This window comes from Sunxiuqinia elliptica, from assembly GCF_900113005.1.
Lineage (GTDB): Bacteria > Bacteroidota > Bacteroidia > Bacteroidales > Prolixibacteraceae > Sunxiuqinia > Sunxiuqinia elliptica.
The window spans coordinates 115,879-140,982 of sequence record NZ_FONW01000005.1 but is presented as its reverse complement, the minus strand read 5'-3'; the positions used below and the strand labels follow the sequence as shown (position 1 = coordinate 140,982).

Genomic DNA, 25,104 nt, shown 5'->3' with positions numbered 1-25,104 from the left:
GAATTGCATGGTTTTGCGGAAAAGGGAAGATACTGAAAAAATGACAATCAGCGAGCTAAAACGCTACAAGCTCCGCATGCAGATACTTCTGTACTTATATAAGGAGTATCCGCTTTCGGCATCCTCTCTTTGCACAAAAACCCATGTAAGTTTACCCACTGCTCGTTCTGTCGTTGAAGAGCTTATCGAAGAGGGAGCAGTTCGGGTGGCTGGAATTGGCGACTCAAAAGGGGGAAGACGCCCAATACTTTATAGCCATGCGCACGATGCTTTCTGCATCATGGCAATAGAAATAGGTCATTACAAAGCAAAAGCTTTAATCTTCAATAGTCTGAATTCAGAGCTTACATCCATTATTGAATTTTCAACAGATATTGACGATCCAAACTTGGAAGAGAAAACTCAACAAGTATTACAAGTCTTGTTAAAAGAGGCTGGAATATCCAGCGATAAAGTTATTGCAACAGGCGTAAGCATGCCAGGCTTGATTGATACAACGCATGGCATTAACCAGACTATAAAAGACCCAAAGCTCCAAAATGTTAAAGAACGACTGTCCGCTCGTTTAAACATGCCGGTTATCATTGAAAATGATGCCCGAATGCAAGCTTTAGGAGAGTTCGTTTTTGGAAAAGCTCAAAAAACAAAGAACGCTTTGGTTTTAAACTGGAACTGGGGACTTGGATTGGCCATGATCTTAAATGGGCAAATTTACCATGGCTCCAATGGAAGTGCTGGAGAGTTCAGTCATATACGAGTTTCTCCAAGCGGAAAACTTTGCGAATGCGGCAAACAGGGATGCCTGCAAACCATAGCTTCTGCCAGAGCACTGATTGAAATGGCACACGATTACCTTAACAGAGGAGCCGTTTCTCAGTTAACCAGTCTGTTTCAAGAAGATCCGTCGCAAATCACAGTTGATGCAATTATTGCTTGTGCTAAAAAAGGGGATGAATTATCGATACTACTACTCAATGAACTCAGTAAAAAGCTCGGATGGGGGCTTTCAATCCTCATCCAGCTTTATAATCCTGAGCTCATTGTTTTAAACGGTCCGCTAGCACAAGCCCAACAATATATACTTGTCCCTATTCAGCAAACCATTAATCAGTATTGCTTAGAAAATATTCAAAACAATGTCCGAATTGAAATTTCGGAAATGGGAGAACACTCAGGCCTCAAAGGAGTTGCCGTCATGGTGTTTCAGCGAATATTCCGGGACAAATCATTAGAAACAAACTCTCTTTAAATAATTAATTACGCGTTTATTAACTATGTAAAAAAGACATCTCTATGAATCGAAAATTAAAATGGTTAATGAAGAGCCTGTTTACACTAACAGTGCTTCTTATGGGAGTAGGTATCGTAATGGCACAGGAAGTGAAAATTTCCGGTACGATTACCAGCTCTGAAGATGGCGCACCACTTCCAGGTGTATCTGTTGTTCAACAAGGAACAACAAACGGAACCGTTACAGACTTTGATGGCAACTATTCCATCGCTGTTCCTCAAGGTTCAATCGTTGTATTCTCTTTCATCGGTATGGAAACTCATGAAATGACTGCCGATGGTGCAAAAACATACAATGTAGTACTTGATCCGGAAACAACAGGCCTGGATGAGGTTGTTGTTACTGCTTTAGGTATCAAAAGGGAACAAAAAACCCTGGGATATGCCATGCAGGAACTAAAAGGTGAATCTCTATTGGAATCAAGAGAGGTAAACCTGACTAACTCTTTGACAGGTAAAGTAACCGGACTACAAGTTATCCGTTCAAGTAACGGACCAGCAGGATCATCTAAAATTGTTCTTAGGGGTTATAGCTCTTTAACCGGAGATAATCAACCGCTAATCGTAGTTGACGGAGTACCAATTGACAACTTCACTGGAGCTTCAAACAACGACTACTGGAACCCTTCAACTGATATGGGTAACGGACTTAGCGACATTAACCCTGAAGACATTGCTAGTATGTCTGTATTGAAAGGAGCATCTGCAGCTGCACTATATGGTTCTCGTGCAGGAAACGGTGTAATCTTGATTACAACCAAAACTGGTCGCAAAAGAGACGGACTAGGAATTACCGTTTCTTCATCTGTAGGTTTCCAATCTACATTTATTACTCCTGACATGCAAAAAGCGTTCGGTCAGGGTACTGAAGGTTCTTTCGACAACCGTAAAGGTTCTAGCTGGGGTCCAGCAATTGCAGGTCAAGATGTTGAAAAATGGGATGGCACAACTGCTCCATTAACATCAGCTAACAATATCGACAACTTCTTCGATACTGGTATCAACCTGAACAACAACGTTTCGTTCCAACAACAGATCAATAAAACATCACTTTATACATCTGTGACTCAAACTTCTGATAAGAGTATGATCCCAGGAGCGAAATTGAACCGGACCAACTTGATGACTCGCTCCATGTCAACTTTCGGAGAAAATGACGACTGGGTGTTGGATACTAAAATTCAGTATGTTCGCTCTACTGCGAATAACAGACCACTTGGAGGAGATAACTCTTCAAACAGCTTTAGAACAATGTATTTGTTGCCTGTTTCTTTGGATATCAGAGATTTCCAAAACCCAATAAATGAGTTAGGCAACATGCAATGGTACGGTGGTGGTAACTCGGTGAACCCATACTGGGGAGAAAAATACAACTTAAACGAAGACGTTCGTGATCGTTTTATCTTCCACGGTTCATTGAAATACAACTTCACCGATTGGCTTCACGCTGAAGTAAAAGCAGGAGCTGACATCTACTCAACAAACACTGAAACAAAACTACACGCAGGAAGCCCTATCAGTGCAACTGGTCGCTACAGCTTAGGTAAATCTTCGCACCGCGAAATCAACTACTCAACCTTGGTAACTGCACAAAAAGACAATGTCTTCGGTAAATTCGGAGGTATGGTTACACTTGGTGGAAACCTGATGGAGCAAGAGTCTTCAGGCATTTCTGGTAGCTCTGGCGAATTGGAAATTCCAAACCTATTTGCTCTTAACAACGGACAAGATAAGCCTTCAATCAAAGAAACGTTCTCTTCTAAAAAAATCAACTCTGTTTACGGGTTGTTGCAAGTGAACTACGATGGTTACCTTTTCTTAGAAGGTACATTCAGAAATGACTGGTCATCATCATTACACCCGGATAACCGCTCATTCTTCTACCCTTCTGTTAACGCTTCCTGGATCATCACTGACATGATCAATAAAAATGGTGGCTACTTACCAGAATGGTTGACATTCGCTAAAATCAGAACATCCTATGCTGAAGTAGGTAACGACCTTCCTCCATACCAGTTATATAACACTTACTGGGTTGACAAAGATCCACTAGGGAACACAACTGCAGGATTGAACAACACTCAGTACGATCCAGGTGTACAAAGCGAGTTGATTAAATCATACGAAGTTGGTATTGACGGACGTTTCTTCAATAACCGTTTAGGATTTGACTTCGCTTGGTACAAATCAAATGCAACACGTCAGTTGATTAACTTGCCAATGGACCCGCTTAGTGGATTCAAAAACAAAAAAATCAACGCTGGAGATATCCAAAACACCGGAGTTGAGTTGATGGTTAACGGACGTATTCTTGACAGTGCTAACGATGGCCTGACTTGGGATGTACAGTTGAACTACTCTTTCAACAAAAACACGATTGAAGATCTTTACAACGACATTAAAATCTACGAATTAGGCGGTTTTGATAATGTAAAAATCCTAGCCAATGTTGGTGGAGAATATGGCGAAATTCACGGAACAAAGTTCCTACGTGTTGAAGATGTTGACAGCCCTCACTATGGCAAACTGTTATTAACTGAAGACGGACTTCCTCAAGGAACAACTGAAAAAGAAAAAATCGGTAGCCAACAGCCTGACGCTTTGGTAGGACTAACAAACACCTTCTCATACAAAGGATTCTCTTTTAGCTTCCTAATCGATGGTCGTTTTGGTGGAGAAATGTTCTCAGCAACAAACCAATCAATGCAAGCTTCAGGTACTGCTTTAGTAACTGCTCCTGGAGGTTCAAGAGAAGATATGGTATTGGATGGAGTTATTGCTAGTGGCAACGGATTTGTTGCAAATGACCAAAGCATCACTGCTCAACAATACTGGACAACTGTAACCAGCACAACTGGAAACTTGGGAATTGGTGAAGCAAACATTTATGATGCAACCAACATCAGATTGCGTACGCTGCAGTTGAATTATTCACTTCCAAAATCTTTGTTGTCAAAAACAGTATTCCAACGTGCAAGCGTAGGATTCTCTTGCAACAACGTATTGATGATCAAAAGTCACATGAACGGAGTTGATCCTGAGTCAACGTTTGCTACAGGAACAAACGCAATTGGTTTTGAAAACACTGCACCTCCTACATCAAGAAACTTTTTATTCAATATCACTTTGGGATTTTAAAATAAGATAAAATGAAAACATTAAAAAAACTTTTCACTTTAGCACTTGGCAGCACGTTACTTTTTTCTTGCTCCGACTTTGACGACGTAAACGTTGACCCCAAAGCAGCAAATGCTGATCAAGTTCAAGTTGAATACATCATAAACAGCTCTATCATTGGAGCACAGCAAAATCCACACGTAGCCGAAAGAGCTTTCGTTCTTTACTGGAAAACAGCATCAAGACAACACCGTACAAACGGATCGCTTGCTCTTGGTTCATACAGCGATGGCTGGAGTGGCGATTACTACAATGCGTTGTCTGATTGGTTAAAAGCTTCTAGCTTGGCCATTACAACGGCTGAAGCAAAAATTGAAGCAGGAACAGCATTCCCTTATACTGAAAATATGATGCATATTGCCAGAATTTGGAGAGTGTACTTGATGAGCGAGTTTGCTGACAATTTCGGTCCAATGCCAATTGATGCTTTCAATGGCGAAAACCCTGAATTCTCGGATCTTAAAACGGTTTACTATCACATGCTGTCTGAACTTACAGATGCAACAGCAAAAATCAACACCGACGAAGCACTGCCTGAATCAATTGCTAAATACGACCAAGCATACGGATTCAACTATGCTAAGTGGATTAAGTATGGTAACTCATTGAGACTTCGTCTTGCAATGCGTTTATCTGAAGTTGATCCAGCAAAAGCTCAAGCGGAATTTGAAGCTGCCGTATCTCAACAATTGATTCTGGACGCTGAAGACAACTTCAAAGTTGCAGAAAAACCAGGTTGGGATAACTTAACTGGTGTAATGAGCAGAGAATGGAACAGCCAAATGTTATCGACAACGCTTAATAACCTTTACATTGGGCTAGGTGGCATCAACTCAGAAGATCTTCTTCCTGCTGAAATGCACGACCAAATTAAGCCTGCAGATTACATGGGATTGAGATTCTCTGATCACCTGACAACGATGACTAATGACCCATCAGCAGGATACTGGTTTGATGGTCTTCATAAAGTAATGGATCCACGTGCTTACAAAGCTTTCATTATTCCTGGAGACTTTGATAACTCAAATTTCAGTTTCTACCCTTCATGGACTGAAGATGCAAAAACAGTTACTCGTGACTTGGTAGATGATAACGATGAAGTTGTAAAAGAAATTGATGCAACTTACACTTGGAACGCAGCTCCTCTAGGTGCTTGGGGTGAAAAATCAGCTAAGAACCAGGTTTCTTTCTACACGGGAACGAATCCTCGTTTAAGCCAAGAGTTCAGAGGAAGTGAATCAGAACGCATCTTTTTTGCAAGCTGGGAAACAAACTTCCTGATTGCTGAAGCTGCTGTTAGAGGTTGGAATACACCAATTGACGCAAAAACAGCATACGAAAACGGTGTTAAAGCAAGTTTCGAATACTGGGGTCTTTCTGGATTAGCTGATCAATACCTTGCTTCTGAATCATACAACCGCGCAGGAACTTCAGTGAGCTTTGAGCACACAACTGAACCTACCGGAGGTTTCACCATGAACTTTGTTGATGGTTACACTGACGAAGCTGGAATAGTTACTTTCGAGTATCCAAACAATACCATTTACCAAAACGGGCAAGTAAAAAATGATGAGTTAACAAAAATCATCACTCAAAAATACCTTGCTCAATTGCCATGGTTGCCACTGGAAGCATGGAATGATCACCGTCGTTTAGGACTGCCTTTCTTCGAGAATCCTGCAGTTGATCTACCAATGACTGAACTTCCTGATCTTAACGCTTCAAATTACATGACCAATAGCGTTAAGTTCTTCCCTCAACGTTTGAAGTATCCTTCAAGCTTGGAAAACAGCAACTCTGAAGGCTACCAACAAGCAGTAAGCTTCTTAGGTGGAGAAGATGCCGTACTTACACCACTATGGTGGGCTAAAAAACAGTAACAAGCGTTTTTTTTACTGATAGTTTAAAAAGGTTGTTTCCTTCGGGAAGCAACCTTTTTTATTTCCCAAGAACATACAACAACAAAAAAATCCGGAGAAGACTTTCTTCCCCGGATTTTAATTCATTAAAAAAACTGTCAGGTCATCGAACCCAAAATCAGTTTCCTATTTTAACTGGCCATCCCTGGCCAATTGGTCTAGCTCAACAAGTTTATTTTTCCTTCGTTAACCAGTTTTAGAATCAACTCTCCAAACAAAGTGTTGGCCCAGGCAAACCAACTACGTGTAAAGTTTGCAGGATCATCCTTGTGGAAACTTTCATGCATAAAACCAGTCCCCCCATCGGTGTCGCGCAGTGTTTTAATGCACCAGGCAATTTCCTTATCATCCGAACTGGTCATGGCCTTCATGATGATACTCATCGGCCAAACCATATCGTAACCAATGTGTGGCCCACCAATACCTTCTGCTACTTTTCCTTTAAAGAAGTAAGGGTTGTCCACGCTCCAAACCAGTTCACGAGTATTCTGATAGATCGGATCATTCTTATCGACACATCCCAGGTAAGGCAAAGCCAGCAAGCTTGGCACATTCGCATCATCCATAAACGTTGCATTACCAAATCCATCTACTTCAAAAGCATAAACTTTACCATGACGAGGATGCTCAATAATGGCATATTCCTGAATTGCTTTTTCCACTTCATCAGCCAACTTCTTACATTCTTTGGCAAAACCTTTATCGCCGGTCACCTCTTTGCTGATTTCAGCCATTTGACGCAATGAAACAACAGCAAATAAGTTTGAAGGAATCAAAAATCCGAAAGTCGAAGCATCATCTGATGGGCGGAAAGAAGAATTGATCAATCCAACTGGTTTTAATGGTCGGCCATATCCTCCATTGGACAAAGTATCCAACTGGCGGGCAGTGGTGCGTTCAAAACGGTAAGGTCCCAAGCCATCTTTGCGTTGTTGTTCCTTAAACGTTTTAACGATAGCAGCTGCTGCCTTTTGCCAATCAGCATCAAATACAGCTGTATCGCCAGTAGTCTTCCAATAATGGTAAGCCAAACGAACCGCATAACAAAGTGAGTCAATTTCCCACTTACGCTCATGCAAACCATTTTTCATGTCGGTGAAATCGCTCATCCAATCACCTGGCACCAATTCTTTATTAAAAGCATTGGCATAAGGATCAAGCAAGATGCACTGTGTTTGACGATTGACAACACCAGCTAAAAGTGTGCTCAAGGCTTTATCTTCATTAGCAAGTGGCAAGTAAGGCCAAACCTGAGCTGTTGAATCACGCAACCACATTCCGTGAATGTCTCCGGTGATTACAAAGGTATCCGGACGACCGTTCTTCATTTCATGTTCAACGGTGGTGTCCAAAGTATTTGGAAAACAGTTTTCGAACATCCAAGCTAACTTTGGATCTTTCAATTTTGGTTTTACAGTCGCAATTGTTTCTTCAACAGCTTTCGACGTGAAGTTGCGCTTTGCCAATACCGGTCTGTTCGAAACATAGTCGGCTTTTCCGGTCGAAGCCCATACCCCACTAGAACCAGCCACCGCTAATCCTGTCATCGTCAGTGTTCCCTTCTTCAGGAAGTCTCTTCTCGTAGTCATTTTTTCTTTCTTTTATCGTTATATCGCTAAGTACGTTTACCTATCAATGAAGCCCATTGTATTCACCAGCTTCAAGCTCAAAAATACAACTAATATTCTTGAATTATCGGTTTCTTCTCAACGGTAAGAAACAGGAAATAATTATTTAAACTCTTTTTCAATTTTCACAAAAGCAATGAACAGGCTCTCTCTAGGCAATTTTCCTATTTAATCTCCTATGTCTCACCAAACAGTTCTTTAAAATTTAAATAGTTTCTTACTTAAATACGCTTTCTCTTCCAGAAATACTCACGACCCGACCTCTAAATTATTTACAAATAATTAACGTATATATACGTCAACCAAAAATATTGTGACGTATATTTGCGTCATAAAAATAAACTATTATGACTTACGCAAAAGTTGAATTGTTTGATGAAAAGCTTCAGGAAGCTGCACTCTTCTTTAAAGCTTTATCACATCCTGCCCGACTAGCTATTTTAAATTACCTGGCCAATAGTAAAGTTTGTATATCCGGCGATATATCAAACGAACTGCCACTTAGCCGCACGACCGTGAATCAGCATTTAAAAGAACTTAAAGAGTTGGGACTAATTCGTGGAACAATCGATGGATCAAAAACCAACTATTGCTTAAATAAATCTCGAATTGATGAAATGCAGTTCGTAATTGATCAATTTTTAAAAGGCCTCAGCCTGCCTGAAGGTTTTTCATGCAAAAGCTAGGTAATGCCTAGTGAGCATCTCAATTGAGATTCATTTTAAACATATCCAAATTAGATTATATGAAGATTTTAATTCTTTGCACTGGCAACAGCTGCCGCAGCCAGATGGCTCATGGGTTCTTACAATCGTTTGACCCCAAACTAGAAGTTTATTCCGCCGGTACCGAAGCATCGGGAAAATTAAATGAAAAAGCCGTTCAAGTAATGAGCGAAACCGGTATCGACATCAGTCATCATACCTCCGACTCGGTTGAACAATACCTCAACGATGAGTGGGATTATGTGATTACCGTTTGTGGTGGTGCCAACGAAAGTTGCCCAACTTTTTCAGGCAAGGTAAAACACCGCATCCATATTGGCTTTGATGATCCATCTCATGCCCAAGGAACTGACGAGTTTATCTGGAGTGAATTTCACCGTGTCCGCGACGAAATCAAGGAACGTTTCTTCCAATTCTATCAACAACTCCAACAGTAACAAATGGCAACTTCAAAACGACTGTCCTTCTTGGATCGCTACCTCACCTTCTGGATTTTAGCAGCAATGGCAATGGGCGTTCTAATTGGCTACCTTCAACCAGGAATAAGTGACTTTTGGAGTCATTTTCAGGTGGGAACAACCAATATCCCCCTGGCTGCCGGATTGATTCTGATGATGTATCCCCCACTCGCCAAAGTTCGCTACGAAAAACTAGGGCTGGTTTTTAAAAACACCAAACTACTTGTACTCTCGCTGGTTCAGAACTGGGTGATTGGCCCAGTGCTGATGTTTGCATTGGCAATTCTATTCTTACAGGATTATCCCCACTACATGGCGGGAGTTATCCTGATCGGACTTGCCCGTTGTATTGCCATGGTCATTGTTTGGAATGATTTGGCCGGAGGAAACCGGGAGTACGTTGCCGGATTGGTCGCCTTTAATTCGATCTTTCAAATTTTATTTTTCTCTGTCTATGCATGGGTTTTCCTCGGAATTCTCCCTGAATTACTGGGACTTCAAAGCTTTGAAGTGAACATTACTATCCAACAGATTGCCGAGTCGGTTCTAATTTACCTGGGCATTCCTTTTGCTGCAGGATTCCTGACCCGATTCAGCTTAACGAGGTTAAAAGGCGAAGACTGGTATCAATCCAAATTTTTACCTAAAATAAGCCCCATTACTCTTATTGCTTTGCTATTCACCATTTTCGTCATGTTCTCGTTCAAAGGTGAGTACATTGTCAAAATCCCATTTGACGTCGTGCGAATTGCCATTCCACTAGTCATCTACTTTGTGGTAATGTTCCTGATCTCCTTCTTTATGGGTAAAAAATCAGGTGCCAGCTACCCGCAAACAACAGCCATTTCATTTACAGCAGCCTCAAACAATTTTGAGCTGGCCATTGCTGTTGCGGTCGCCGTATTTGGTATCAACTCAGGAGAAGCATTTGCCGCTGTTATTGGGCCTTTGGTTGAAGTCCCCGTACTAATTGCCTTGGTAAATGTGGCTAAAAAACTAAAACAAAGTTACTTCCCAGAGCCCATTCCCAATTAAATTAACGTAGCATATAAAATTGATTTAAAAGCTGTTATTCGACAAAGAATAGCAGCTTTTTTGCAAAAAAATTGCTTCGTTTTCATTTGTGTTTTAATATTGCTTTTTGTATTGATTGATCAATTATATTTGGAGCGAAAATAAGTCACACTAAAACACAATAATTTGGATAAATAGCAATGAGAAAATGGCGCATTGAAGATACAGAAGAGCTTTACAACATCAACGGTTGGGGAATCAATTACTTTTCAATAAATGAAAAGGGAAATGTTGTGGTTACTCCTCAAAAAGATGGAGCTCAAATTGACCTGAAAGAACTAATTGAAGAACTTCAATTAAGGGATGTAGCAGCACCGATGCTGATTCGTTTCCCGGATATTCTGGATAGTCGGATAGAAAAGATGTCGAACTGTTTTAAACAGGCAGCTCAGGAATACGACTACAAAGCGCAGAATTTTATCATTTACCCCATTAAGGTTAACCAAATGCGTCCCGTTGTTGAAGAAATTGTCAGCCACGGGAAAAAGTTCAATATTGGCCTTGAGGCAGGATCAAAGCCCGAATTGCATGCCGTTATTGCAACCAATACCAATAACGATTCACTAATTATTTGCAACGGGTACAAAGACGAAGACTATATTGAATTGGCTTTGCTCGCTCAGAAAATGGGTAGGCGCATCTATATCGTCATTGAAAAAATGAACGAGCTGAAATTGATCGCCCGAATCGCCAAACGGCTTAAAATCAAACCCAACCTTGGTATTCGAATTAAACTGGCTAGCTCAGGAAGTGGCAAGTGGGAAAATTCAGGAGGCGACGTTAGCAAGTTTGGCTTAACGTCAAGCGAGCTTTTAGAAGCGATGGAATACTTGAGAAGTCAAGAATTGGACGACTGTCTGAAATTGGTTCATTTCCACATCGGAAGCCAAGTGAATAAAATCCGACGCATTAAAATTGCACTTCGCGAAGCATCGCAGTTTTATGCCCAAATGCGCTTACAAGGATTCAACATCGAATTTGTTGACATCGGTGGCGGACTTGGAGTTGATTACGACGGGACTCGTTCAGCAAACCGTGAGAGCAGTGTAAACTACAGCATTCAGGAGTATGTCAATGATGCCATTTCAACCATGGTTGACGTGAGCAATAAAAACAACATCCCTCATCCAAACATTATTACAGAATCGGGACGCTCCTTAACGGCCCACCATTCGGTATTGGTGTTTGAAGTCTTGGAATCTGCTTCGCTCCCAGAGTGGGATGACGAAGAGGAACCTAAAGAAGGCGACCACGAATTGGTAAAAGAACTGTACGATCTTTGGGACTCGATCAACCAGCCCAGGATGTTAGAAATATGGCACGACGCTCAACAAATCCGGGAAGAAGCCTTGGATCGTTTTAGCCTGGGTATGCTCGACCTCAGAACACGCGCCCAAATTGAACGTCTGTTTTGGTCGATCGCTCGTGAAATTCACCAAATGACCAGCAAAATCCGTCACGTACCCGAAGAACTGCATTCACTCGAAAAGCTTTTGGCAGATAAGTACTTCTGCAATTTTTCGCTGTTCCAATCATTGCCTGACTCTTGGGCGATCGATCAGATTTTCCCAATCATGCCGCTTCACCGGCTTGATGAAAAGCCAGATCGATCTGCAACTTTGCAGGACATAACTTGCGACTCAGATGGTAAAATTGATAATTTCATTTCAACCCGCAATTTGTCGTACTACCTACCTGTACACAAACTAAAGGCTAAAGAGCCATACTACATTGGCGTATTTCTAGTTGGTGCTTATCAGGAAATTCTTGGTGATTTGCACAACCTGTTTGGAGATACCAATGCCGTGCATGTATCGGTTGACAAAAATGGATATTCCATTGATCAGATTATTGATGGAGAAACAGTGGCTGAAGTATTGGACTACGTTCAGTACAATCCTAAGAAAATGGTTAGAACGGTTGAAACCTGGGTAACCTCCTCGGTAAAATCGGGTAAGATTTCGGCAGCTGAAGGAAAAGAGTTTCTGTCAAACTACCGATCAGGCCTATACGGATACACTTACTTAGAATAGAAAATAAATGCCTACGCATAATTCAAGAGCCCTTTCAATCCGAAAGGGCTTTTTTATGAGCCAATACTCAAATACATTTCTTCTTCTAAAAAAACACATCTACATTATTAACTAGAAATCAATCCATTACCCATTAAAACAATTATATACAAAACTAAAATTGAATTATTTTTCATATATTGAAAAACATCTTTATAATAGAGTTGTTAAATACGATACTCAGCGCGGAAAGATATAAAAGGACTTAATCATCAACTAAAAGCACACCCTTAAAATCTTTCTATGATTGCTCTACGTCTCATATTCATAGCCATTGGCTTTACGGTACTATTCAGTTCCTGCCAAAAACCCAAAGGAAAAGAACTTTACACCTTGCACTGTGCTGGCTGCCACGGCATGCAGCTGCAAGGAACAACCTCTGGTTCCGAGTTATTGAACTCACTGTGGAAAAATGAAGCAGGAGAAGCTTACATCACAAGTAGAATTAAATTTGGCATCCCTAATTCAACCATGATCGGTTGGGAAACAATCTTGACCGAAAAGGAAATTACAGCAATCAGTAAATACATTGTTGCCTTTCAGCAAGACCGCGATTCGCATGAAGTAAAAACGGGTACCGAAAAAGTAAAAACAAAAACTTACCGACTGCAAGTAGAGAAACTTGTTATTGATCATTTAGCAACCCCCTGGGCCATCGAATTTTTAAATGCCGACAGTGCACTGATTTCGGAGAAACACGGTTCGCTCAAATGGTTTGTCAATGGCGAACTTGATCAAACACCAATTACTGGCTTACCCAAGCCACACACAGCCAGCTTTACCGGAGGCTACATGGACATTGCCTTAGATCCTGACTTCGAATCCAATCGCTGGGTATACCTGGCTTACAGCGAAACATTTGGTAATGTAGACGACAAAGATGCTCCTGGGATGACCAAAATTGTTCGGGGAAAAATTACAGAGAATCAATGGCAAGAAGAACAAACTCTATTTCAAATGCCAGACTCGTTACATTTAATTCATGGTGACCGATGGGGCTGTCGGCTGATCTTTGATAAGGAAGGCTCTCTTTACTTCACTATCGGCGATATGGGAAGAGATAAGGACTCGCAAAAGCTGAACAAGCCAACCGGAAAGGTTTTTCGCATCAATCCGGATGGCTCCATTCCCGATGACAACCCATTTATCACAACACCCGGAGCCTTACCGGCAATCTATACTTTGGGAAACAGAAATACGCAAGGCTTAACCATCAATCCGAAAACCGGTGAAATTTGGTCAACAGACCATGGTCCCCGGGGAGGAGACGAACTCAACATTCTCCATAAAGGAGCCAACTATGGTTGGCCTGTAGTGACTTTCGGGATCGACTACAGTGGCGAAATTATTTCAGATAAAACCTATCAGGAAGGCATGGAGTCTCCCGTCGTTCAATGGACACCATCTATTGCTGTTTGCCCGACCACCTTTATTCAATCTCCTCTGTTTCCAAAGTGGGAAAATGATCTACTTGTTGGAGCACTGGCTTTCCAGGAAATCAGGTTACTGGATGTTGTAGGCAATAAGGTTGTACAACAGGAAATTATCATCAAGGGCATGGGACGAATTCGTGATTTAAAATTTGGGCCTGACGGAGCACTTTACGTACTCACCAATAGCCCCGATCGTCTTTTGAGAATTACTCCGGACGAGCAAAAATCCATTTTCAGTTAATTAGAAAACCTTGCAATTACAAAATTGGTTTTTATTTAAAAGATACCGTAGTTTTGCTGACAGCTATGGAACAACTCCTTAAAGAAATTACCCAATGCCAGGTTTGTGCCGCTCATCTTCCATTAGGTCCAAAACCGACGATAACAGCCAGCTCAAAAAGTAAAATTGTTTTGGTCGGGCAAGCTCCCGGGCTGTCAGTCCACCAAAGTGGCACTCCCTGGGGCGACAAGAGCGGTGACAACCTGAGAAACTGGCTTCAAGTCAATAAAGCGACCTTTTACGATCCAGACCAAATTGCGCTTATTCCTATGGGATTCTGTTATCCGGGGAGAGGCAAATCAGGCGACTTGCCGCCACGAAAAGAATGTGCCCCGCTCTGGCATTCCAAGCTGCTGAATCAGATGCCCGAAGTTCGGCTGATGGTGCTGATCGGTCAATACGCTCAAAACCATTACCTCGGCAAGCAAACCAAAAGAACACTCACTGAAACGGTTCAAAACTTCAACCATTATCTACCCCGTTTCTTTGTTCTGCCCCACCCTTCTCCTCGAAATAATATCTGGCAAGCTAAAAACCCGTGGTTCGTCCAATCCGTACTTCCAGAGCTACGAAATCGCGTTCATGAAGCCCTTGCAAGTCACTGATAGTTAAGTCGCCTCACTTTTATCTTTTCGACCATCAAACAGAAATCCTTTTTGGGTGTTGAATGAGGTAATATTGGTTTAAAAAAGAAAAGATAATAACATGGATGAATTTATGGCTGCCCGTCTACAGATGGGCGTTTCGCTGGGATTCCACATCATTTTTGCCTGTATTGGCATGGTGATGCCCTGGTTTATGTTTGTCGCCGAATGGAAATGGTTGAAGACCCAAAAACCGGTATACCTTGACCTGGCTAAAGCCTGGGCTAAAGGTGTGGCCATCTTTTTTGCGGTTGGAGCCGTTTCGGGTACGGTGCTTTCATTCGAATTGGGAATGTTGTGGCCTACATTTATGGAACATGCAGGCCCCATTTTTGGAATGCCCTTCTCCTACGAAGGATCAGCATTCTTTGTAGAAGCAATTGCCTTAGGGCTGTGGCTATATGGCTGGAATCGCCTCAATAAAAAACTACACCTTTACATTGGAATGGTTGTCGGAATTGCCGGAGTTATGTCCGGAATTTTTGTTATTTCGGCAAATGCCTGGATGAATGCTCCTGCGGGATTTGATTGGGTCGACGGACAAGCAATCAATATTGATCCCGTTGCAGCAATGTTCAACAAGGCTTGGTTTGTACAATCGCACCACATGGTTATTGCGGCCTTTTCGGCTACCGGATTTGCCGTTGCCGGTGTACACGCCATCCTCTACCTGAAAAACAAACTCGAGATTCATGCTAAAGCAATCACCATTGCCTTGGCTTTTGCTTCGGTAGCTGCCTTGTTGCAACCACTAAGTGGCGACCATGCCGCTAAAAGTGTAGCAGAACGCCAACCCGCCAAGCTGGCTGCTTTTGAAGCACATTTTGAAACTCAAGAGTCGGCTCCGCTGATTATTGGAGGGATCCCCGATGTTGAAAACCGGGAAGTTAAGTATGCCATCAAACTCCCTGGATTCCTGAGTTTCCTGGCTCATGGCGATTTCAAAGCCGAGGTGAAAGGGTTGGAAGAGTTTCCGGAAGAAGAATGGCCTCCAGTTCCAATCACACACTATTCCTTCCAAATTATGGTGGGAATTGGGATGTTTTTGGCCTTGTTGGGTGTGATCTTCCTGGCAGGAACCTACAAATGGAAACACTGGCTTGAAAAGCGTTGGTGGTTAAAACTGCTGATTGTTGCTACTCCGCTTGGTTTTATTGCCATTCAGGCCGGATGGGTGGTTACCGAAGTTGGCCGTCAACCCTGGATTATCTACGGCATCATGAAAACCAAAGATTCACTGACTCCGATGCCGGGAATCCAATACACGTTCTACACCATTACGGCTGTATACTTGCTACTTAGCTTTATTGTTATCTGGCTTTTGAGCCGTCAAATTAAAATGCTTCAAAACAAATACAAATCCAATGACTGAGATTATTCTAATCGTACTAGGCATTAGCCTTTTACTCTATGTGCTCCTTGGTGGAGCTGATTTTGGCGGAGGAATTCTGGAACTGATTTCGAGAGGAAAAGCCTCAGGCATTGTTGCCCGCGCAATTGCACCTGTTTGGGAAGCTAACCATGTGTGGTTAATTTTGGTGGTCGTGATCCTGTTTGTTGGGTTCCCCACTGTTTACTCAACGGTGCTTACAGCTTTACACATTCCGGTTCTACTGGTTCTGATTGGGATTATTTTTCGAGGCTCGGCCTTCACCTTTCGTCATTACGACATTGATGAAGAAACCCCAAAAGCAATTTACTCATCAATTTTTAGATACTCCAGCCTGTTTACAACCTTCTTTCTGGGAGTAACCATGGGAGGAATTATTCTGGGAGAAATTACGACCGATTATAGTTTGGGCTTTTTCAGGGTCTATTTGCACCCTTGGCTCAATTTATTCTCGTTTAGCATGGGTATCTTTCTGGTAGTTTTATTTGCCTTTTTGGCCAATATTTTCACTTTAGGAGAGACCACTGACCCGGTGCACGTAAAACGGTTCACCCGGATGGGTAAATACCTCATCGTGGCACTCGTTTTAGCTGGTGCTTTTGTATTTGCTGCCGCTCAAATTGATGGGCATCCTTTGTTTTACGAGTTCTACCATTCAACACCAAGTATGATCAGTATTATTTTGGCAACACTGGCTTTGCCTCTCTTATGGGTCAACCTCAACCGGAACAATAAAAACTATTTAAGGCTTATCGCCGGTTTTCAAACAACCATGATCGTTGTGGGCTGGTTTGCCATTCAATTCCCCATACTTGTGAAGATTAATGACGGGACAGACATTACTGTTCAAAGCTCAGTTGCATCGGAACAAACACAGCTACACCTCCTAATTGCTTTGATTGTTGGAGTGTTGATCATTTTCCCTTTTATGGGCTATTTATACAAAACATTCAAATTCGATAAAAAAGCCTCTTCTTAAACAATAAAAAGAGGTTAAGCAAAGCCAATATTGGCGCTTATTACAATTGATAATCACATTATTTAGAATGAAATGAGGTCGTACAATCATTTCATTCTTCAAGATTATATTCTATATTTATGAACCCATACGAGCAGATTGAAAGACAACTGCTTGCATGGGTTTGTTTTAAGATATTGCTCTTGTTTTATTCCCACCCCTAAAAACAAAAGCCGCTTAAAACCTGTCGCGCAAGTGGCAACTAACTAAACTAAACAAGAACAACATGCTACCTTTACTGATTGTCATTACAGGAGTAATTCTGCTCTTGCTACTCATTACTGTATTCAAGCTGAATGCCTTTATTTCGTTTTCATTGGTTTGCCTTTTTGTGGGCTTGGGAATGGGTTTGTCCTTAGACACTACCATTGATGCCATGAAAAAGGGCATGGGGGACACTTTGGGCTTGCTGGTACTTATACTGGGGTTTGGCTCCATGCTTGGTAAACTAGTTGCCGACAGCGGTTCTGCACAACGAATTACCAATGCCTTGGTGAAAGCATTTGGGCTGAAAAAAATTCATTGGGCTTTAATGCTGACCGGCTTTATTGTTGGCATTCCGATGTTTTACTCGGTCGGCTTTGTTATTCTTGTTCCCATTGTCTTTACTGTTGCGGCTGCCACCAGACTTCCGCTTTTATTTGTAGGACTTCCCATGCTTGCCTCCTTGTCGGTTACTCATGGCTACCTGCCCCCACACCCCGCCCCAACAGCGATTGCCGACATGTTTAATGCCGACCTTGGGAAAACCATGTTTTTGGGACTACTGGTAGCCATTCCGGCTATTGTTATTGCCGGTCCCATTCTATCCCCACGCTTTAAACACATTCAAGCCAAACCGCTGGAGGATTTTACAGGACAAGCGCCTCTCGAGGAAGAAGAACTTCCTTCAACATTCATCAGCATTGTCACTGCATTAATGCCCGTAATTCTGATTGCGTCCTCCGGGATTGGCTCCTACCTGGTTCCCAAAGGCTCAACCATATATGGAGTGCTACAAGGCATTGGGAACCCAGTTTTTGCCATGCTGATTTCTGTTCTATTTGCCATTTACACACTCGGCATTCGACGTGGGAAAAAGATCGGTGAGATTATGAACGGGCTTACTCATGCCATCTCAAGCATTGCCATGATTTTATTGATATTGGCAGGCGCGGGAGGCTTAAAAGAAATTTTGGTGACCAGCGGAATTAGTGACTACCTGGGCGATCTATTAAGCCAATCACAACTTTCCCCGCTATTCCTGGGCTGGCTCATCGCTGCCGTCATTCGCGTGGCAGTTGGCTCAGCCACCGTCGCCGGAATGACAGCTGCCGGCATTGTCCTCCCCTTGGCTACAAGCCCCGGTGTTTCGCCGGAACTTATGGTTCTGGCCATTGGATCTGGAAGCCTGATGCTTTCGCACGTTAACGATGGTGGCTTCTGGATGTTTAAAGAGTATTTTAACCTTTCAGTAAAGGAGACCCTGATGACCTGGACGGTCATGGAAACCACCATTTCCGTTGTTGGCCTGATTGGCATTTTTATCGTCAGTATTTTCGTCTAAATCAATTAGAATAAAGCTATTTTTTACACCTAAAAACAGGAATATCATGCAAACTGTAGAAGAAAAAATTAAAGCCTTAGGACTTGAACTACCACCAGCTCCTCCCCTCGGTGGAATTTATCATCCGACTCTGATAACCGGTAACTACTTGTATGTCTCCGGTCAAGGCCCGCTGCAAAGTAACGGCCAACTCATTAAAGGAAAAGTTGGCAGGGACCTCACCCTTGAAGAAGGACAACTTGCAGCTCAACAGGTTGGACTAACCATGCTTGCAACCATAAAAGCGCAATTAGGAGATCTGGGAAAAATTAAACGCCTCATCAAAACACTGGGGATGGTCAACTGCTACCCGGAGTTTGAAGAACACCCGCAAACAATCAATGGCTTTAGCCAGTTTATGGTTGACGTTTTTGGCGAAGAAAACGGGAAAGGTGCCCGAAGCGCCGTTGGCATGTCCCTTCCTGGAAATATTGCCGTTGAAGTAGAGTGTATTTTCGAACTTCACGATCATGAATAGTCCATCCGAGATGTGGTACTCCATCGCCAACGAAGAGGTAGTTTTTACCCCTTCCGTGCTCATTTATCAGGAACGGGTAAACTCCAACCTCCAGCAAATGATTAAACTTGCCGGAGGTACTTCCCGCTTGCGTCCTCATGTTAAAACGCATAAGATTCCTGAATTAATTGCCCTGCAAATTGAACTTGGCATTGAGAAGTTTAAATGCGCTACCTTAAGCGAGCTTGAGATGGTTGCCCAACAGGGTGGGAAAGATATTTTATTGGCATATCCCCTGCTCGGACCTGCCATTCAGCATTTTTTAAAGCTGTGCAACCGTTTTCCCAATGTGAAATTTGCGGTAACGGTTGACTCATACGAAGCTGCAACAGCTCTAAATAAAGCTAGTGAACAGACCGGACTGACAACTGCTGTTTTTGTTGATCTTGACAATGGCATGCATCGCACGGGCATTGATCCCAAGCAAGCCTTGCAGCTTATTCAAGCTATTCAGACTCATAAGAACCTGAAATTTTCAGGCTTGCACGTTTACGATGGACATATTCATTCTGCAGATATTGAAGCCCGCAGACAACAAACAGAGCAAGACTTCAAATCCGTAGAAGAGCTGATAGCAACACTTCAGCAACAAGGCATTTCTGTTGGCGAACTTACTTGTGGAGGTACACCAACCTTCCCCATTCATGCCCAATATCCAGATCGGACACTTTGCCCCGGAACGCCTGTGTTTTGGGATGAAGGCTACACCCACGAAATGCCCGAGTTGAAATTTCAGCCAGCAGCAGTCATCGCCACACGCGTAATCAGCAAACCCAATGGGTATATCTGTTTCGACCTTGGCTACAAAGCTTTGGCTTCCGAAATGCCTCATCCACGTCTCCGTTTCCTGGACCTGCCAATTGATGAAGTCATCAATCATAGCGAAGAACACTTGGTTATCAAGAGTAAACAAGCATCTGAATTACCAATCGGCCAGTTGGTTTATGGTATTCCGAAGCATGTTTGCCCTACCATAGCCCTTCACGAGCAAGTGTATGTGGTGAAACAGCAGGAAGTTGTAAAGACCTGGCAAGTTGCCGCACGCAAACGAATCTACTAAATCAAACAACGAAAGAACAAACCAATGAACGACAAAAAAATATTGTGTTTTGATGCCCATCTCGACATTTCCATGAATGCCATGGAATGGAATCGGGATCAACGGTGGACTGTTGAACAAATCAGGGCTAGTGAAAAAGGGATGACCGACAAACCCGACCGGGAAAAAAACACCGTTTCATTTCCAGCCTTACGTGAAGGCCATGTCGGGCTGGTTGTAGCCACACAAATTGCACGAGTGGTAAAACCTGGCAGCCCAATTCCCGGCTGGTTTTCGCAGGAACAAGCGTGGGCTCAAACCCAAGGACAGCTGCAATGGTACCGCACCATGGAAGAAGCCGGCGAAATGAAGCCCATTACCGATGCAACCAGCCTTGCGGAAAGCTTAAAACTTTGGGAGAATCCCTCGGAGCAAACACCTATTGGCTACCTGCTTAGCCTTGAAGGAGCTGACTCAATCGTGTCAATGAACCACTTGGAAAGAGCCTACGGTTATGGCTTGCGAGCGATTGGTCCTGCCCACTACGGCCCGGGAGTTTATGCCAATGGAACCGACTCAAGTGGACGGCTCAACGCCCGTGGGGTTGAACTACTAAAAACCATGGATCAGCTGAATATGATTCTGGATATGACTCATCTCAACGACGATGCTTTTTGGCATGCCCTCGAAGTATACCAAGGAAGCATTTGGGCCAGTCATAATAACTGCCGTCATTTTGTGGACCACAATCGCCAGTTCAGCGACGAAATGATCAAAGAGTTGATCAACCGGAAAGCCGTAATTGGCTTGGCACTCGATGCCTGGATGATGGTTCCAAACTGGATTCGTGGGAAGTCTGATCCTAAAGAACGCCAGGTAACGCTCGATTTAATGGTGGACAACATTGACCACATCTGTCAGCTGGCTGGCAACTCCTTACACGCCGGAGTGGGTAGTGACCTCGATGGAGCTTTTGGGACCGAACAATGCCCACACGACCTGGACACCATCGCTGATTTGCAAAAACTGCCTCATCTCCTCGCCCAGAGAGGCTACAATTCGGAGGATATTGACAACATTATGCACCGTAATTTCATCCGCTTTCTACAAGAATATTTTAGCTAAAAATAGCTCAACCATAAAAAAAGGCTCCGATCTAATTATTGGATCGGGGCCTTATAAGTTATCGGCTAAAATAATTTCTGCGATTAATTCAGGCTCGTTCCGCCTTCTTGCAAACCAGGAATATTGGTGATACGCACTGTTGATACTCCTCGTTTGATGGCATTGAAACTATTGTCCAGCTTGGGAATCATTCTGGCATGAATGGCACCACTTTCCTGCAAGCCTTTAAACGTTTCGTAAGTCAACGAGCTCATCACAGAAGCATCATCGTCAGCATCTTCCAATACGCCGGGCTTTTCGAAACAATACACCAGTTCAACCTCAAAATGCTCACTGAAAGCAACTGCAGCCTCTGCAGCAATGGTATCGGCAATCTTTACCCGCACGTTGTTGTAGTTCAAATCCAGCAAGCGCTGCCTAGCCGCCTGCCCAAGCTCCTCCACAATTTCAATGGTATAAACCGAATCAACAATTTCGGCCAGCACAGCAGCCTGATAGCCCGAACCTGTACCAATCTCCAACACTTTAAAGTCAGATTGGGGACAAATCTGTTCGGTCATATAGGCAACAATGTAAGGCTGCGAGATGGTTTGTCCGTAGCCAATTGGCAGTGGATCGTTGCGATAGGCTTCTGCCAGATAGTCCAACGGAACAAACTGATGACGGGGAACGGTTCGCATGGCCTCCAACACCTCCTGATCTTGGATACCGCTGGCTTGAATTTGCATGCGAACCATTTGTTTGCGTGCTTGCACGAAGGCTTCGGGCTGAGCATCATTCTTATTTTTCTGTTGTATCTGCTTCCCTATTGCTGAATGCCCATAATCGCAGACTTCAACCTAAAGCAAAAAGAAAGCGGTTGTATACAACGAACTTTCAGAATTTCCTGTTGCATGCAACCGCCTTCAGCCCGCCTATATTGATACGGTGCGGAATTAAACTTGAAAAAGCCTATTCCTGCTTTTTATCCGGGCCTTTCGCAGGTTTCTGCTCCCGCGGGCCACGCTTGTAAATAATCAGTCCATTCAGAAAATTTCGTAAAATCTGATCCTGAAGCGGCTTGTAATTCGGATGTTCAACACTTCGGAAAAAAGCTCCCAACTCGCTCTTGGTCACCTTGTAATCCACCAGATTTAGAATCTCCACAATATCTTCATCGCGCAATTTCAGGGCTACGCGTAGCTTTTTCAGAATGTCATTATTGGTAAGGGGCATATACTCTCTTTTTTAGTGAAAATTGATGGCTAATAACGCTGCTCCCGCTTTTAAGGTTGGAGCCGTAAACGCATGGTCAAAAGTAGCAAATAAATTTAGCATGCCCCTTTCTTTAATTTTTATTGAAGGGTTTAACTTCTTCCAACTTATTGGGAAGCCCTTTATCTTCATAGGCATTAGCCAATACAAGAGCAATAACTTTTGCAGTCTTTTTCCAGGATATTTTTGCTAGCATTTCAATTGAAACCAGCACTTTATCATCCAAATCGTCATTCAGTCCTTGCTCCCGAAGTTTCCCCTGAACTGTAGTATGCTTGTGTAGATCGATGATTGAAGCCCAAATAGGTTCTGGAGATAAAATTTGTTCTTTGGGTTCATATGTTTCTTTCCATTTTCTCCTTGGCTCTTCAAATACAAATATAGGCTTGTCTGATTTCCTAAGAATAAAAAACATACTTCTAACTAAACGACTATCACAAGTCCAGATATCAACTATATCAATCCCCTTGTATTTCTCGCTGCTTAATTCACCAACCTCTAAAACATCCATAAAATATTTAATGTTATTACGAAAAGAAACAATCATAAAATCTTCTGGTTTATCAATAACACCCAAACGATCGATAGCTGGAAATAAGTCTTCCTCTTTTAATAAATAACTTGCCTTAACCGATGTTAAAAATGTCTCCGAAATCCCCATCTGAAGTTTTGTTGATATACTTTCTGCTAAAAACGAATCGTAATTGATGTGATCATAGCCTTGTTCGTCTGCAAAATCACTTTTCGAAACTACCTGGAATTCACCACCGATATAAAATGAATTGTATTCCTTCCCATTAATCCCGCTTTCCTTAACCAAAACATTTCCGTATTCTACAGTTGCACTTTCGATTAAGGATTTGCTTACAGTTAAAAAATTCTTCTCTTTTTCTTCGGATATCGGTTGTTCAACTTCAGCTTGTTTGAGGTCTGCCTCGAGTCGTTCTTTAAACTCATCAATTAATGCTAACGGCCTTGATAATCCCCTTTCGTCGCAGGCCCCCTCGATCTTATCAAATCGTAGAAGTTCCATGAAATTTTCATCCGCCATATACTCTTCTAATCGTTCCCTAAACCAAGGAAGACATTCAAGCCAATGCCTTTTACCTGCTTGAGAATCCGGTGACTTTGGCAAACTAAAATAATTTTGTGTCATCAAATATTTTCTCAAAGTGTATTGCCTCAGAAACAGAAGCACCAAGTATCTTTTAATCATCCCATTTACCTCCCAGTCAAAATTTATAGAATCATTTTTGGGAAAATTAAATCGTGCAGCCTTTTCCCATAACTCGTTATCAAAGGTGGTACATAACTTAAAATAACGATTAAATATCTCACCCATTGTTGATGGCAACAATGGATATCTTGGTGGTTCGCTATTGGTATGATCCCAAATTTTTCGGATACACATCATCCGGTTTTCAGATAATAACATCCCTCCCAGATAATAATGAAAATCGCGAAATTCGTCACGTTCTTTTTCTTTTTGATTAATCTCTTCCTGATTAACTTTATCTGTAGAATCAGGAGTCGAATATATTTTAGCAGGCCGCCTTAACTCAAATTCAAAGTATCGTGATGATCTCCTCCAATATGCAAAAACCACATCATCCTTCTTATTTGAAACCAGGTATGTCAAACTTGACCAAAGTACATTGTATGTCTTTTCAGATATCTTCAGCCCATCTGCTGATCCAATTAACCAATCAAATCCAGACGCTACATTCTCAAGTTTCTTTAATCTTGCACTTTCTGACAACGAAAACTCCTGTGCTATGTATCGAGTTGATTCATAAAACTTATCTGGAAATTCAACTATACCATTTTTTGAGTTTTTTTCATAGCATCTGGAAACAGCAACCATATATCTAGGGATCAGAGTACAAATATCAACCAATTCCTTTGATAATGAATAAAGGAAGAAATTGGTAACTACCTCCATGCTATCATCAGATTCAACCCTTTTGGTCTTCGTATTCTTTTCCAAATATTTGATTCTTGCTTCTACAAAAGAAAAAGGATTACTGAATTTTAAAACTTTAAAAGAAAAGAATATAAATTGAGACAATAATAAGCCTGTTGACAACAAAAGAAGTGCTGAGATGATAAAGAGTAAATTACTAAACCTGTTTTCATGAATAAAAACTACTAAAAATGAAATTAACACATACAACAACGCAAAGGCTGGCGTTGCAATAATCAATCCCTTTAACCATTCAAACTTGCTTTCCTTCTTAAACAGATCAATAACTTTTGCAGACTGGTATTTCTCATCAAACTTCGATATGACCTGAAAGACCAAAGGTGTTCCAACACTAATAATAGCAGCCACAAAAGCGATACAGATTTCGATCAGGTTCATATTGTTTGATTAGAAGTTATGAATTTTGGAGCTAAAGCTATAAAGTTTTCATAAAAAATCAATTCATTTTATTGCTAACTAATCAAAACACTTTATATTTGAATTAAGGTTTAT

Annotated in this window: 19 protein-coding genes; 15 read left to right on the top strand and 4 right to left on the bottom strand. The window is 42.1% G+C overall.

Going from position 1 to position 25,104, the window contains the following annotated elements:
- Positions 1 to 7 precede the first annotated feature (7 nt).
- Genes BM156_RS11555 through BM156_RS11545 form a run of 3 tightly spaced genes read left to right on the top strand, consistent with a single transcriptional unit; the run spans position 8 to position 6,347 of the window.
- Complete coding sequence (locus tag BM156_RS11555; RefSeq protein WP_093920030.1) at positions 8 to 1,249, top strand: ROK family protein; 1,242 nt, start codon at positions 8 to 10, stop codon at positions 1,247 to 1,249.
- A gap of 44 nt (positions 1,250 to 1,293) precedes the next feature.
- Positions 1,294 to 4,428, top strand: a complete 3,135-nt coding sequence (locus BM156_RS11550; RefSeq protein ID WP_212733497.1) for a SusC/RagA family TonB-linked outer membrane protein — start codon at positions 1,294 to 1,296, stop codon at positions 4,426 to 4,428.
- 11 nt (positions 4,429 to 4,439) lie between these two features.
- Positions 4,440 to 6,347, top strand: coding sequence for a SusD/RagB family nutrient-binding outer membrane lipoprotein (locus BM156_RS11545; RefSeq protein ID WP_093920029.1), 1,908 nt, complete (start codon positions 4,440 to 4,442; stop codon positions 6,345 to 6,347).
- A gap of 197 nt (positions 6,348 to 6,544) precedes the next feature.
- Here BM156_RS11545 and BM156_RS11540 read toward each other — a convergent pair whose 3' ends face one another.
- On the bottom strand, positions 6,545 to 7,975 hold the full coding sequence (locus BM156_RS11540) for a glycoside hydrolase family 125 protein (RefSeq protein ID WP_093920028.1): 1,431 nt from the start codon (positions 7,973 to 7,975) through the stop codon (positions 6,545 to 6,547).
- A gap of 386 nt (positions 7,976 to 8,361) precedes the next feature.
- Here BM156_RS11540 and BM156_RS11535 point away from each other — a divergent pair, with 386 nt between their 5' ends.
- From BM156_RS11535 to BM156_RS11480, 12 genes are all read left to right on the top strand, one after another.
- Positions 8,362 to 8,700, top strand: a complete 339-nt coding sequence (locus BM156_RS11535) for an ArsR/SmtB family transcription factor (protein WP_093920027.1) — start codon at positions 8,362 to 8,364, stop codon at positions 8,698 to 8,700.
- 59 nt (positions 8,701 to 8,759) lie between these two features.
- Positions 8,760 to 9,176 carry an arsenate reductase ArsC gene (locus tag BM156_RS11530; RefSeq protein ID WP_093920026.1) on the top strand — a complete coding sequence of 139 codons (417 nt, stop codon included), beginning with the start codon at positions 8,760 to 8,762 and terminating at the stop codon, positions 9,174 to 9,176.
- 3 nt (positions 9,177 to 9,179) lie between these two features.
- Positions 9,180 to 10,232, top strand: coding sequence for an ACR3 family arsenite efflux transporter (gene arsB / locus BM156_RS11525; protein WP_093920025.1), 1,053 nt, complete (start codon positions 9,180 to 9,182; stop codon positions 10,230 to 10,232).
- 179 nt (positions 10,233 to 10,411) lie between these two features.
- Positions 10,412 to 12,304, top strand: coding sequence for a biosynthetic arginine decarboxylase (gene speA / locus BM156_RS11520; RefSeq protein ID WP_093920024.1), 1,893 nt, complete (start codon positions 10,412 to 10,414; stop codon positions 12,302 to 12,304).
- Positions 12,305 to 12,586: 282 nt separating this feature from the next.
- Positions 12,587 to 14,017 (top strand): PQQ-dependent sugar dehydrogenase, encoded by a 1,431-nt coding sequence (locus BM156_RS11515; RefSeq protein ID WP_093920023.1) that lies wholly within the window; start codon positions 12,587 to 12,589, stop codon positions 14,015 to 14,017.
- A gap of 65 nt (positions 14,018 to 14,082) precedes the next feature.
- Entirely contained in the window at positions 14,083 to 14,661 is a 579-nt protein-coding gene (locus BM156_RS11510; RefSeq protein ID WP_093920022.1) for a uracil-DNA glycosylase family protein, read from the top strand.
- Positions 14,662 to 14,761: 100 nt separating this feature from the next.
- Positions 14,762 to 16,072: a cytochrome ubiquinol oxidase subunit I gene (locus tag BM156_RS11505; RefSeq protein ID WP_093920021.1), complete on the top strand. Its 1,311-nt coding sequence runs from the start codon at positions 14,762 to 14,764 to the stop codon at positions 16,070 to 16,072.
- Positions 16,065 to 17,069: a cytochrome d ubiquinol oxidase subunit II gene (locus tag BM156_RS11500; RefSeq protein WP_093920020.1), complete on the top strand. Its 1,005-nt coding sequence runs from the start codon at positions 16,065 to 16,067 to the stop codon at positions 17,067 to 17,069. Before BM156_RS11505 ends, BM156_RS11500 begins: the two co-directional genes overlap by 8 nt.
- Before the next feature lie 265 nt (positions 17,070 to 17,334).
- The gene (locus BM156_RS11495; protein WP_093920019.1) at positions 17,335 to 18,654 is read left to right on the top strand and encodes a gluconate:H+ symporter; all 1,320 of its coding nucleotides are present in this window, start codon (positions 17,335 to 17,337) and stop codon (positions 18,652 to 18,654) included.
- Positions 18,655 to 18,700: 46 nt separating this feature from the next.
- Positions 18,701 to 19,171: a RidA family protein gene (locus BM156_RS11490; protein WP_093920018.1), complete on the top strand. Its 471-nt coding sequence runs from the start codon at positions 18,701 to 18,703 to the stop codon at positions 19,169 to 19,171.
- Complete coding sequence (locus BM156_RS11485) at positions 19,164 to 20,270, top strand: D-TA family PLP-dependent enzyme (RefSeq protein ID WP_093920017.1); 1,107 nt, start codon at positions 19,164 to 19,166, stop codon at positions 20,268 to 20,270. Before BM156_RS11490 ends, BM156_RS11485 begins: the two co-directional genes overlap by 8 nt.
- A 24-nt stretch (positions 20,271 to 20,294) precedes the next feature.
- Positions 20,295 to 21,374 carry a dipeptidase gene (locus BM156_RS11480; protein ID WP_093920016.1) on the top strand — a complete coding sequence of 360 codons (1,080 nt, stop codon included), beginning with the start codon at positions 20,295 to 20,297 and terminating at the stop codon, positions 21,372 to 21,374.
- Positions 21,375 to 21,457: 83 nt separating this feature from the next.
- On the opposite strand, the gene BM156_RS11475 is transcribed toward BM156_RS11480, so the two are convergent.
- The 3 genes from BM156_RS11475 to BM156_RS11465 form a co-directional block, all read right to left on the bottom strand.
- Positions 21,458 to 22,111 (bottom strand): methyltransferase domain-containing protein, encoded by a 654-nt coding sequence (locus BM156_RS11475; RefSeq protein WP_093920133.1) that lies wholly within the window; start codon positions 22,109 to 22,111, stop codon positions 21,458 to 21,460.
- Between the two features lie 214 nt (positions 22,112 to 22,325).
- Positions 22,326 to 22,589: a DUF1456 family protein gene (locus tag BM156_RS11470; RefSeq protein WP_093920015.1), complete on the bottom strand. Its 264-nt coding sequence runs from the start codon at positions 22,587 to 22,589 to the stop codon at positions 22,326 to 22,328.
- 112 nt (positions 22,590 to 22,701) lie between these two features.
- On the bottom strand, positions 22,702 to 24,990 hold the full coding sequence (locus tag BM156_RS11465; protein WP_093920014.1) for a hypothetical protein: 2,289 nt from the start codon (positions 24,988 to 24,990) through the stop codon (positions 22,702 to 22,704).
- Positions 24,991 to 25,104 lie beyond the last annotated feature (114 nt).